Origin of the sequence: Streptococcus sp. 45 (assembly GCF_900108865.1) — a bacterium.
Classification (GTDB): Bacteria; Bacillota; Bacilli; order Lactobacillales; family Streptococcaceae; genus Streptococcus; species Streptococcus ruminicola.
This window is the reverse complement of the sequence record NZ_FNXZ01000007.1, coordinates 18,466-31,465: the sequence shown is the minus strand read 5'-3', so window position 1 is coordinate 31,465 and position 13,000 is coordinate 18,466. Positions and strand designations below refer to the sequence as shown.

Annotated in this window: 13 protein-coding genes; all 13 read right to left on the bottom strand. The window is 37.6% G+C overall.

All coding sequences use genetic code 11. From position 1 onward, the window contains the following. Positions 1-33: 33 nt before the first annotated feature. The 13 genes from thrC to purD all read right to left on the bottom strand — a co-directional run bounded on the left by thrC (position 34) and on the right by purD (position 12,699). Entirely contained in the window at positions 34-1,518 is a 1,485-nt protein-coding gene (gene thrC, locus BMX18_RS08680; protein ID WP_074965572.1) for a threonine synthase, read from the bottom strand. Positions 1,519-1,969: 451 nt separating this feature from the next. Next, a complete protein-coding gene (locus BMX18_RS08675) occupies positions 1,970-3,763 on the bottom strand; it encodes an acyltransferase family protein (RefSeq protein WP_074965573.1) in 1,794 nt (597 codons plus the stop codon). Continuing rightward, entirely contained in the window at positions 3,760-4,140 is a 381-nt protein-coding gene (locus BMX18_RS08670) for an MORN repeat-containing protein (RefSeq protein ID WP_074965607.1), read from the bottom strand. The genes BMX18_RS08675 and BMX18_RS08670 overlap by 4 nt, the downstream gene beginning before the upstream one ends. Before the next feature lie 17 nt (positions 4,141-4,157). Continuing rightward, positions 4,158-4,589, bottom strand: coding sequence for a low molecular weight protein-tyrosine-phosphatase (locus tag BMX18_RS08665; RefSeq protein WP_074965575.1), 432 nt, complete (start codon positions 4,587-4,589; stop codon positions 4,158-4,160). A 239-nt stretch (positions 4,590-4,828) separates the two neighbouring features. After that, entirely contained in the window at positions 4,829-5,359 is a 531-nt protein-coding gene (locus BMX18_RS08660) for a DUF7010 family protein (protein WP_074965577.1), read from the bottom strand. 172 nt (positions 5,360-5,531) lie between these two features. Next, a complete protein-coding gene (gene ruvB, locus BMX18_RS08655; protein WP_074565269.1) occupies positions 5,532-6,530 on the bottom strand; it encodes a Holliday junction branch migration DNA helicase RuvB in 999 nt (332 codons plus the stop codon). Between the two features lie 201 nt (positions 6,531-6,731). Then, on the bottom strand, positions 6,732-7,640 hold the full coding sequence (locus tag BMX18_RS08650) for a helix-turn-helix domain-containing protein (protein WP_074965579.1): 909 nt from the start codon (positions 7,638-7,640) through the stop codon (positions 6,732-6,734). A 157-nt stretch (positions 7,641-7,797) separates the two neighbouring features. Then, complete coding sequence (gene purB, locus BMX18_RS08645; RefSeq protein WP_006531307.1) at positions 7,798-9,096, bottom strand: adenylosuccinate lyase; 1,299 nt, start codon at positions 9,094-9,096, stop codon at positions 7,798-7,800. 89 nt (positions 9,097-9,185) lie between these two features. Next, positions 9,186-9,410, bottom strand: coding sequence for a phosphoribosylaminoimidazole carboxylase (locus BMX18_RS08640; protein WP_074965582.1), 225 nt, complete (start codon positions 9,408-9,410; stop codon positions 9,186-9,188). Positions 9,411-9,431: 21 nt separating this feature from the next. Beyond that, the gene (purK, locus tag BMX18_RS08635) at positions 9,432-10,523 is read right to left on the bottom strand and encodes a 5-(carboxyamino)imidazole ribonucleotide synthase (protein ID WP_093816060.1); all 1,092 of its coding nucleotides are present in this window, start codon (positions 10,521-10,523) and stop codon (positions 9,432-9,434) included. Beyond that, a complete protein-coding gene (purE, locus tag BMX18_RS08630; RefSeq protein ID WP_021141395.1) occupies positions 10,510-10,998 on the bottom strand; it encodes a 5-(carboxyamino)imidazole ribonucleotide mutase in 489 nt (162 codons plus the stop codon). The genes purK and purE overlap by 14 nt, the downstream gene beginning before the upstream one ends. Further along, positions 10,998-11,447 (bottom strand): 2-thiouracil desulfurase family protein, encoded by a 450-nt coding sequence (locus tag BMX18_RS08625; protein WP_093816058.1) that lies wholly within the window; start codon positions 11,445-11,447, stop codon positions 10,998-11,000. The genes purE and BMX18_RS08625 overlap by 1 nt, the downstream gene beginning before the upstream one ends. Beyond that, positions 11,437-12,699, bottom strand: coding sequence for a phosphoribosylamine--glycine ligase (gene purD / locus BMX18_RS08620; protein ID WP_093816056.1), 1,263 nt, complete (start codon positions 12,697-12,699; stop codon positions 11,437-11,439). Before purD ends, BMX18_RS08625 begins: the two co-directional genes overlap by 11 nt. Positions 12,700-13,000: the final 301 nt, after the last annotated feature.

The following is a 13,000-nucleotide window of genomic DNA, read 5'->3' as shown; positions in this document are numbered from 1 at the left end:
CGAGAACCAGCCTCAGCTCTTACTTTATAATTTTTAAAGTCCTAAATAATCTTCAACAGCTTTTTGCATGTCACTTGTAGCAACTACTGTTTTGTGGCGAACCTCAGCTGTCTCAAGTCCGTTGACAGCTTTTGGAATAGCGATACCTGACAATTTTTCAAGTTCTTTTACCGCAGCAAAGTCATCTGCTGGTGCTTGTCCACTAACAGCTTCTACGGCAACACGTGGGAATTTATAAGGACTTGCTGTAGACGCAATAACAGTTGGCGTATGATCACCAGTTCGTTCAACATATTTTTGATAAACAGCTGACGCAACAGCTGTGTGTGGGTCTTCAACATAGTCACAAGCATCATAAACACGTTTGATTTCAGCTGATGTTTCAGCTTCCGTTGCAAAACCAGCTTCAAACATATCAAGAATAGCTTGGTTAGCACCTGAAAGAGTGTACTCTCCTTCAGATACAAGTTTTTCCATCAAGTCTTTTGTTTTAGCAGCATCGTTGCCCAAAAGGTGGAAAATCAAACGTTCCAAGTTAGATGATACCAAGATATCCATTGATGGACTTGTTGTCACCTTAAACTCACGTTTTTTATCATATGTACCTGTTGTGAAGAAATCAGTTAAAACTTTATTTTCATTTGAAGCACAGATTAATTTACCAACTGGAACACCAATTTGACTAGCGTAGTATGCTGCTAAGATATTACCAAAGTTACCTGTTGGTACTGTAAAGTTAACTTTTTCGCCTGCTTTAATATGACCTGCTTTAACCAATTGTGCATAAGCGTAGACATAGTAAACAACTTGTGGCACCAAGCGACCTACGTTCATTGAGTTAGCTGATGAGAATTGTGTCTTGTGCGCAAGCAATTTTTCACGTAAAGCCACGTCATTAAACATACGTTTAACATCTGTTTGAGCATCATCAAAGTTACCAGTAATAGCCACCACATGCGTGTTGTTACCAGTTTGTGTAGTCATTTGAAGTTCTTGAATTTTGCTGACACCATCTTTTGGATAAAAGACAATGATTTCAGTTCCTGGAACATCCGCAAAGCCAGCCATGGCAGCTTTACCAGTGTCTCCTGATGTCGCTGTCAAAATCACAATTTTATTATCAACACCTTGTTTTTTAGCTGATGTTGTCAAAAGGTATGGCAAGATTGACAAAGCCATATCTTTAAAGGCAATCGTTGAACCATGGAAAAGCTCAAGGTTATATTGGTCTGCTAGTTTAACGACTGGAGCAATGGCAGATGTGTCAAATTTTTCATCATAAGCTGAATTGATACAGTAATCTAATTCTTCTTCTGTAAAATCATCCAAAAACGCTGATAGAACCAGTTTAGCCACTTCTTGGTATGAAGCATCTTTTAAAGCATCAAAGTCCAAAGCCACTTCTGGAAGTGACGTTGGGGTGAAGAGTCCGCCGTCAGTTGCCAATCCTTGTAAAATAGCTTGGCTAGCAGTCACTTTGTTATTTTCGTCGCGAGTTGATTGGTAAATTAACGTCATCACAAATTCCTCATATTAATAGATAGTCTTGCACCCATTGTATCATAATTATCAGAAAATTTATACAAATTTATGCAATTTATCAAAAAAAGAGTAAGGCAAAGCTATTTCCTACCAAGTAACAGCTTCATCCCTTACTCTACAAACGCTCAATAACTATTTGAAAACTTTGACAACATCAGTTTTTTCTAAGTTTCCTTGTTTTTATAATTTGATTATTTTCCCCAACGTGAATCAACACCAGCAATAGAAATCCAGACGCTTGCTAAGACGTCATAGAACAATTCAGCCACCTTTTTCGCTCCCTTCTTCTCACGTTTAATGTCATATGTATTATAACGCTACGAACCGTTGATGTAAAGGGATTTTTGCAGATTTTTTAACGTCATATTTTCTAACATAAAACGGTAGCTTTACACACAAAAAAGCCAACCGAAGTTGACTTTTGATATTAACTATTAGATTCACCTTTGGCAGGTCTCTTAGCAGATTTATCAATTGCTTTTTGAATAGTTTTAACATAGAGGTCAGCACCTGTCGTATTAGCATCACTGTAGTGAACACCGTCAGTACCATTCCAAATTTCTGGATGACTCGTTGCTGTCTTGTACCAATCAGCAATAGTAATGTAATTGTACGTTTTCGGTAAACTCAATTCATAATCACGCGCCTGCTTAACTTTCGCTTCGTCGCTAGCGTTATAAGGCGTCACAATAATCAAGCGATAGCCGTCTGGCAAAGCATCAATAAATTGTTGAATGTCTTCTTGATAATGATCGAGTGAATTCACACCAATCGCAAGCACTGTTGTCTTAGAAAGTGTTCCGCTCGAAATCTCATTTTGGAAAATTTCAAACGCATTATCAAAACTACGACTTACCGCTGCATCTAATTGAGCATTAGAAAGCAAGCTTGAGAACGCAGCACTTGAACGTAGTGCAACAGAATCTCCAATCACAGTTATATCGCTTAAAGCTCCCGCATCACCAGCTGTCACAGTATGCGTACGATTCAAATTCGTTTGAGCTTGTTGTAGTGAGTTAACCAAGAGTCCTGTTTCAAAATTCCCCATAGCTGGTGCTGTAGCAACAGTTATCAAAGTTATCAAAACTAAAACTGCTGAACTACCATATAGCCATTTCTTGTAAGGAGATAAATCCAAAGAGATACCAAATGGTTTAACTGGCTTACCAGCAAGAAATGGTTCAATCACATAATAAGACAAGGTTGAAAATACTAGAGATAGAATAACTGTCAACACAACAGCCAGTCCATTTGACATCAACTGTGTAAAGATAATGTAAAATGGCCAGTGGAAAAGATAAACACCATAACTAACATCAGCTAGATAGTTGATAATAGCAGGTTCTTTTGCATTTGGCGTTTGGTCATTTAGGACACGCGCCGCATAAATCATTACCGTAGCAAATAAACTTGCTAAAACAAATCCAAATAAATAAGTGATGCGTTGGTCAAATTTCAAAGTAAACATCAATAAAACTAAGAGAGCTGCGCTCACTAGCATTGTGAGGATACTACGTTTTGTAGACCACAGGCGAACATTCTTTTTAAAACGAATAGTTGTTTCTCTGATACCAGTCATCGTTGCCGCCATAGCCCCTAAGAAGAATGGGAAACTATGCGTCAAAGATGAGAAGTAAATCGTTGAAACATTATCAACGAAGAAAGCTCGGACAAACATCGTTAGGAAACTTCCAGCAAAAAAGGCTGCCGAAATCGCAAAAATCAAACTACGGAATTTTGCCAAATTATCCTGATGTCTTCCCAATAACCAAACTATGAATCCCCAGATTAAATAGAAATGCATCTCAATTGCCAAACTCCACGTGTGAACAAAGAGATGTGGGATAAATTGCGTTTCGTAATTACCACCTGTGATAATTTCAAAGAAATTTGTTGTAAAACCAATCGCCGCAGCAACTTGACTACCAATACTTGCCACATAATCTCTGCGAACCAAGTAAGTAAATGGCATGACAATCAAAATCATCAAAATTAACGGTGGAACAATCCGATAAAAACGTCTTTTATAAAAACCTAAAAGATCAATTTTCTTATTTCTCGAATACTCATCAATCAGCAAAGCTGTAATCAAATACCCTGAGAAAGTAAAGAAAATGTCAACACCAATAAAACCACCTGGAAAGGCCGTTTTAAAGAAATGATAGAGCAGAACTAGGAAAAGCCCAGTCACCCTAACCATTGAAAACCATTTTATTCTCATTTTTGAAAAATCCCCTGTTTAAAGGTTCCTGTATATACTTTACCATTTTGTGCTGTTAGAGTACCGTCACCATCTGGTTGACCATTTTTAAATTCACCTTTATAAATCCAACCAGAATGTGAAGTAAAGACGCCCTGACCTTCAAACACACCATCATTAAAATTACCTTCGTAGCGATCACCATTTTCATAAGTCAACTTACCTTGACCATTCATACGGTGATTGACCACATAGCCTGTGTATGTGATTTTACCATTGTCATACGTTAAGGTTGTCTTTGATTTCACCGATAAAGTAAAGACCGACAAACCACAAATGATAAGAATTAAAACCGTCAGAAGCTCAAGGCGTCCTCTGGTTATTTTGATTTTTTTCATTTTCACTCAACTTCTCTTTAAGAATTTCTTAGTCGCGCTAGCCATTGCTCACAGCCACGCTTAACCAACTCATAGGTAGCATCAAAATCACCTGTAAACCATGGATCTGGTACACCGCCATCTACAAAAAGAAAGATTTTTTCATCAAAGCGTCCTCGTGACATTTCTTTTAAATCTGCCACATTATTCCTATCCATCCCAATGATGACATCAAAATCTCGAAAATCTTGATAAGAAATCTGTTGTGATGATTTTTGATAATCATAAGCAATATGATGCTTTTTAAAAATACCTTGTGTCCCGTGATGAATAGGATTGCCATGTTCCCAGTTAGAAGTCGCACGACTTTCAATTAATAGATTTTCACTAGAAACTAAATCCTTCATCACAAATTCAGCCATCGGACTACGACAGATATTTCCTAAGCAAACAAAACAAACTTTTTTCATGTTCTCTCCTACGTAGTCAGTAACTGATTGTTTAAAACTTCTTTTATCATTATAACAAAAAAAGAAGTCTTATCACATGCAAATTCCTTTATCTGCTGACTTTAAGAAAAAATTAAGGCAGGCTTCCTATAATATAGACAATCCTAAAACTTTTCTTTTTCATAATCTCCTGAGAGGGCTCCGCTTGCGGGGCCCTCTCGTTTTTTATAAAAAGTTCTTAGACAACTAAGAACCTTTAATTATTTATTCGCATTTAGCTCAACTTGTAGTAGCATGGCAAAAACAATCTCCAAAAATACCATCACTAAACTAAGACATGTCATGCTCGCCATGTGACCTAAGACAAGTGCAAGTATCGGAATCAAAATAGCAAAAACAAAATATGTTCTTGATTTATATAGCCATGAATAGGGTAAAAGATGCGCTCCAAAAACCATTGTATAAACCATAAGCATTTTTTCAGGTACCGCACTAAAGACCCACATAACAATCAATAAATAAATCAATTGGTTACAAGTAAATAAGAAACCTAAATTCGTTAAAGGATTTTCTTTGGAGAAGATATCAACATTCAGCCATTTCCCAACAAACCAAGAAAGTGGCAACAATGGACATGAACAACAAAAAATCAAAAGATTTTGAAAAGGAAGTGATACCTTCATCATAGTTACCAAGGTTATTAAAACCCAGATAATGATGGACGCAACAATAAAAGGTTGCCCTTTTCTCTGACTAACAATCATATCTTTTCGTAAAACTTCTAAATCCATAATCTTGCTCCTATAAGCACTTTTTCTCAATTATACCACACTCCATAGCCATTTATAAAACAAAGAAAGAACCTTGGAAAACCAAGGTTCTTTCCGGAGATTATGAAAAAGAAAAGTTTTAGGATGGTTATAGTATATAAAGACTTGCTTAAACTTTCCTTAAGATAATATTTTATTTTTCGGCATAAGGATATCCCAAATGGTCATAAGCTTTAGCAGTGGCTACACGACCTGTACGTGTACGCATAATAAAGCCTTTTTGAATCAAATAAGGTTCATACATATCCTCAACCGTATCACGTTCTTCAGCGATATTAACAGAAAGAGTTCCCAAACCAACAGGACCACCATTGTAAACTTCAATCATGGTACGCAAGATTTTTTGGTCAATATAATCAAGCCCCTCATGATCGACATCCAGCATCGTTAAAGCTTTATCTGTAATATCTTTTGTAATAATACCATCACCCATAATTTGAGCATAGTCGCGAACACGTTTTAACAAACGGTTAGCAATACGCGGTGTGCCTCGGCTACGTCGCGCCAATTCTTGTGCAGCTTCATGCACAATTTCCATTTCGAAAATATCAGCTGTGCGTTCAACAATTTCTGTCAAATCGTCGACCGCATAATATTCCATATGCCCCGTAATTCCAAAACGCGCACGCAATGGATTAGAAAGCATACCTGCTCGAGTTGTTGCTCCAATTAGCGTAAAAGGTGGCAAATCCAAATGAACACTACGACTAGTCTCACCATTACCAATCATAATATCAATATAGAAATCTTCCATAGCGCTATAAAGCACTTCTTCTACCGCCATCGGCATACGATGAATTTCATCGATAAACAAAACATCCCCAGGTTCCAAATCATTCAAAATAGCAACCAAATCGCCAGCTTTTTCAATAGCTGGGCCAGAAGTTTGTTTGAGATTCACCCCTAATTCGTTAGCAATCACAAATGCCATTGTCGTCTTACCAAGACCCGGAGGTCCAAACAATAGCACATGGTCAAGTGATTCATCACGTAATTTTGCAGCTTCTATAAAAATTTTCAGCTGATTTTTAACCTTATCCTGTCCAATATATTCTTTTAAATATTGAGGACGAAGCGTACGTTCCACAAATTCTTCGTCACCCATGATATCATTATCTAAAATTCTACTCATAGCCTTATTATACCAAAACAAGAGCTGTCAGTGAATTGTTTTGATGAGAGTCTATAATCCCCACCAAGCTGTCAATAAAACCGTAAATCCCTTTAACATTTGCTCCTTCTCCCCTTTCCCTAATTTCTAATATTATTGTAAAAGGTTCGAAGAAAAAACAACATGACAAAAATGTCATGTTATTTTTATTATCTACATAAACTACTCCACAGCATCGATATCAAGTTGCCATTCTTCTTTAAGTTTATTTTCTAAATAAGTATCACCAACCAACCGTGCAAATAATGTTGCATTCGTAAATGATTGTTCTGCCAAAGCAAAATCATGTTTAAATTTCAAATAATACTTCCACTCCACCAAACTTAAAATCGGACGGCGTTGAAAATCATGAATCTCTGTCATAATTTTTTCACTGATTACAATAACACGCTCAATATAATATTCTCGTTTAAATTGGAACGCTAAGTCGATATTATTTAACAATACATTATTTAAAATTAAATCAGTCTCAGGTGAAATATGCTTCTGATTTACCAACCTTTTCATCAAATCGTCGTAAAAATCCAAGCTATAAATTCCTTCAAACTTCTTAGCAGAAGAAAGACAAGCAAAGTAAAGATCAATCAAAATTAAATCATTAATGGTAAAAACTTTCTTTCGATTAACTTGACCAAAATAATCATTTAAAATTCCCTCTCCAAAATTGACATCTTCACTAAAATGAACATCGAATTTTGATTGTAAACAATCAATGATTAACCTTTCTTCTTCTGGAATAACATCATAAAATGATTCAGCAATCTCATCAAAATAGTCATTTTTTCGATCAAGTCGTACCTGGTCTCCATATGTAGGTGTTCGAAGAAGTAAATACTTCAACTCTTTATACCGCTTAGGTAGTTCTAAACTGTCACCATCAGTTAAGGTACCTAATTTTACTCCCAGACGATTGGCAATGAAGCTTGCTTTACTGAGATTGGGTATTGATTGATTCAACTCGATTCTAGCTAATTGTCTTACCGATAATTCTGTTTCATCCCCACAGAATTCTTCGCGTGAGATTCCCTTTTCCTCCCGCATCAAGCGGATCTTCTCCCCAAATTTTTCCACTTCAATCTCCTGTTTTATTAAAAAAATTTGCTTATTTCATATTTTAACATACCGCTTTCATTTGACAAACTATTTTCATTAAAAATAATAAATTTTCTAATAAAACATTTAATAAAAAATACCCAAGACTTTCGTCTCAGGCACTTTTTTGATTAAATTAATCTCCTAAACCGATGCGGTTAAAGATTTCATCAACACGTTTAGTGTAGTAAGATGGGTTAAACAATTCATCGATTTCGTCTTGAGTCAAACGTGAAGTGACTTCTTCATCAGCTTCAAGAAGTGGTTTGAAGTCAACTTGGTTATCCCAAGAGTAGGCTGTCTTAGGTTGAACAAGGTCGTAAGCTTGTTCACGTGTCATACCTTTTTCAATCAATTTAAGCATAACACGTTGGCTGAAGATAAGTCCAAAAGTAGAACCCATGTTGCGAATCATGTTTTCTGGGAAAACAGTCAAGTTTTTAACAATGTTTCCGAAACGGTTAAGCATGTAGTCGATAAGGATTGTTGTATCAGGTGAAATGATACGTTCAGCAGATGAATGTGAGATGTCACGTTCATGCCAAAGTGACACGTTTTCATAAGCTGTTACCATGTGACCGCGGATAACACGCGCAAGACCTGTCATATTTTCTGAACCGATTGGGTTACGTTTGTGAGGCATAGCTGAGCTACCTTTTTGGCCTTTAGCAAAGTATTCTTCAACTTCACGTTGTTCAGATTTTTGAAGACCGCGAATTTCAGTTGCCATACGTTCAATTGAAGTTGCGATGCTAGCAAGAACAGCGAAATATTCAGCATGAAGATCACGTGGAAGAACTTGTGTTGAGATTTCTTGAGCACGGATACCAAGTTTTTCACATACGTATGCTTCAACAAATGGTGGAATGTTAGCGAAGTTACCAACAGCACCTGAGATTTTACCAGCTTCAACACCAGCAGCAGCATGTTCGAAACGTTCGATGTTACGTTTCATTTCGCTGTACCATGTTGCCAATTTCAAACCAAATGTAGTTGGTTCTGCGTGGACACCGTGAGTACGTCCCATCATGATAGTGAATTTATGTTCTTTAGCTTTGTTAGCAATGATTTCAAGGAAATTGTGCAAATCTTTGCGGATGATTTCGTTAGCTTGTTTGTAAAGGTAACCGTAAGCTGTATCAACAACGTCAGTTGATGTCAAACCATAGTGAACCCATTTACGTTCTTGACCAAGACTTTCAGAAACAGCACGTGTGAAGGCAACAACGTCATGACGTGTTTGTTGTTCGATTTCTAAGATACGGTCAACGTCAAAGCTTGCATTGGCACGGATTTTAGCGACATCTTCTTTAGGAATTTCGCCTAGTTCAGCCCATGCTTCGTCAGCCAGAATTTCAACTTCAAGCCAAGCTTTGTATTTATTTTCTTCACTCCAAATTGCCGCCATCTCAGGGCGTGAATAACGATCGATCATGTTTATGATGTTAAGGGCATTAAGCAAATTGATTAATACCCTATCTCCTTTCCTTTTTTAAGTTATATATCAAATAATAACTAACGCATTTAATTAAAATCTTCTTTACCAATTTCAACAGATGGATAGTGAGGTAAGCTTGTCAAATCTGTATCAAGTGGTAAATCATAAGTAGCAAGGTAATCATTAGGGTACTTACTTTCCAGCTCTGTCATTTTTGCAGAAATTCTAGACTCATCAGAAGAAGCAAAAACCACTTCAACAATAGCCTTATTTTCGCAATTAACATAGGCATGAACAATAATTTTTATCATAAGTACCTCCAAGTTAATCCCTTAAAAATCCATTCCTTCACCCATTTCCGCAATGGTATCAGGTTCACTACTAAACAAAGTAATGTGTCCCATTTTGCGGTTATGTTTCGCCTCTAGTTTACCATAAAGGTGGAGGTGAGCGCTAGGATTTTCCTTAACATAAGCTTGCGCTTTTTCCATATGTTGTCCGAGAACATTGAGCATTACAGCTGGTTGATGCAAATGAATTTTAGGAAGTGGCAAACCAAGAATTCCTAAAATATGTGTATCAAATTGTGAAAAATCACAAGCTTCGATTGAATAGTGTCCAGAGTTGTGTGGACGCGGTGCAATTTCGTTGACAATAATGTCATCTGATGTCGCGAACATCTCAACACAAAGTGTCCCAGACAATTCCAATTGTTCAGCAATTTGCATTGCCATAGCTTGTGCTTTTTTGGCAAGTTCATCAGAAATGCGAGCAGGTACGATAGTTTTTGACAAGATGTTGTTGCGATGAATATTTTCTTGAACTGGGAAAACAGTCATCTCCTTACCATTACCTGACACAATCACTGAAATTTCAAGGTCAAAATTCACAAATTCTTCTAGCACACATTCACAAGAGTTGGCTAATTTATTTGCAGCTTCCAAATCAGCGGCTGATTTAATGACGATTTGACCATGACCGTCGTAACCGCCAGTTGCAGTTTTCAAGACATAATTCTTAGACAAATCAATATCTTCAAGATCAAGACTTGATGTCACAACTTTATAAGGCGCTACGGTAACACCAGCTTTTTGAGATAAAAAGTTTTTCTCAAAAATACGATTTTGTGAAATTCTAAGCAGATCAGTTCCTTGTGGTAATTGATTTGCTTTTACCACTGCATCTAAAGCATCCGCATCGACATTTTCAAACTCATAAGTAAGCACATCGCAACGCTCTGCCAATTCACGCATCGCATCAACATCATCGTACGGTGCCACAATCATATCACTAACACGTGATGCTGGGCAATCCGCCGTCGGGTCAAGGGTAACCACCTTGTGCCCCATATAAATAGCTGAAATAGCCATCATCTGACCTAATTGTCCACCACCGATAATACCAATTGTTTTAGTCGAGTTCATCTGTTGATGCCTCCGCAACCTTACCTTGTTCGATAGCAAAGTTTTCTAGTTTTTCTGCCAAAGCTGCATCTTCAATCGCCAAAATACGAAGAGCTGTCAAAGCTGCATTTTTAGCTCCTGATTCACCAATCGCCATTGTCGCAACTGGTACACCACCAGGCATTTGAACGATTGAATAAAGAGAATCAAGTCCACTAAGGGCACGTGATTTCACAGGAACACCAATAACTGGAAGTGTTGTTTTTGCTGCGACCATACCAGGTAAATGCGCAGCACCACCAGCACCAGCAATAATCACCTTGATGCCGCGACCTCTTGCTTCTTCGGCATGTTTAAACATCAAATCTGGTGTACGGTGAGCTGAAACAACTTTCTTTTCATAAGCCACACCAAATTCATCAAGTACTTCTGCTGTTTTTTTCATGGTAGCCCAATCTGATTTGCTTCCCATGATAACTGAAATTAATGGTTTCATTATTTTCCTTCCAATTGTTTTATATCTTCAACATCAAGAACAGGATAGCCAAGTGCTTTTAACTTTTGGGCAAAAAGACCACTACCTGCCACTTTCTTGCCAGAAAAGTTTCCATCGTAAATCTGATTAACACCACATGACGGGCTGCGCGATTGCAAAATAGCTAAATCAATAGACTTTTTAGCAAGCTCATTGACACAGCGCTCAATGCCTTTTTCAAACAGGTCATCGTAACAATTTCCTCTCTTATCAAGAACATGTCCATCAACTAATTCAACAGGTTCTCGTGGTGTAGGCAGACCAGCTAAAACTTCTGGACAAATGGCTACCACTTCTTTGTCAGCAACATAATCAACCAGAGCTTGATTGTAATTATGACCTCCGTTATACTTACACTTCTCACCCAAGAGACAAGCGCTGACTAAAACACATTTAGGTTTAACGTCCAAGAGCTTTACTTCCGATATCGTTGCGATAGAAAAGACCTGTTGTATCTTGCTTAGCAAGCTCTGCATAAATAACATCCTGAGCAGATTTGACATCAGATTTTGTTGTGACTAGCATGTACACACGTCCACCATTTGAAAGCAATGCTTTATCATCAGCGAACTTAGCTCCTGCGTAATAAGTAATCACATCACCTGATGTTTTTTCTGGAAGACGAACACCTTTTTCGTAAGCAACGGGGTAACCTTCTGAAGCGACTACCACACCTAAAGTAACGCCCTTGTCTGTCCAAGTGATTTCTGGCTCTTTACCATCTAAAATATCAGTAATGTTTTGAGCGAAATCAGATGTCAAACGTGGCAAGATAACTTGAGTTTCAGGGTCACCAAAGCGTGAATTAAATTCGATAACTTTAGGACCATCAGCTGTTAAAATAAGTCCTGCATAAAGAACACCAAGGTACGGACGTCCTTCTGCAATCATCCCATTAAGAACAGGCTTAACGATTGTTTCAACGGCTGTATCAACAACACTTTGTGGCAAATGCGGTACCGGTGCGTAAGCTCCCATACCACCAGTATTAGGACCTTTATCACCATCAAAAGCACGTTTGTGGTCTTGCGCAGTTGGCATGATATAGAAGTTATCGCCATTGACAAAAGCAAACAATGAGAATTCTTCGCCATCAAGGAATTCTTCAATGACCACACGCGCACCAGAATCACCAAATTTATTATCAAGCAACATTTCATGTGCAGCTTCCACAGCTTGCTCAACTGTTTCAGCAACTACCACACCTTTACCCAAAGCCAAACCGTCAGCTTTGACAACAATCGGTGCACCATGTTCTTCAATATAACTCTTTGCTTGCTCAAAATCTGAGAAAGTGCTGTAAGCCGCTGTTGGAACATGATATTTAGCCATGATTGATTTAGCAAAGTCTTTAGACCATTCAAGCTCCGCAGCAGCTTTACTTGGACCGAAGGCTTTCAAACCTGCAGCATTAAAATCATCAACAATTCCTGCAGCCAAAGCATCATCAGGTCCGATAAATGCCCAAGCGATATCATTTGCTTTTGCAAAGTCAATAAGCTTAGAATGTTCGGAAATTCCGATATTTACCAAATCAAGTCCATCAAGTGTCATCCCATCATTTCCAGGTGCTACAAAAACCTGGCTCACTTGAGGAGATTCCAACAACTTCTTAGCAATAGCGTGCTCGCGCCCGCCAGAGCCAACAACTAAAAGTTTCATAAGTAAAAATACCTCAATAGAAAACAATCACAGGAGCCCAAGCTCCAAAATCAACAAAGCACGTAAAAACAAAATATTTTCACGAATTATCTAGATATATTATAACATATTTGTTCGGAAATAGATGGAAATCCTGTGATAAGTTTAGAAAAAATACCATAAAAATAAAAAAATCCCAATCTAGATAGACTGGGACTTGGTTGGATTATGAAAAAAAGTTTATTTAGGAGTTATTGTTAGTATAGTAAGCCTTACTTAAGTAAGACTTAAGCATAACTTTCAAAAAGCTTAAAGTAAAAGC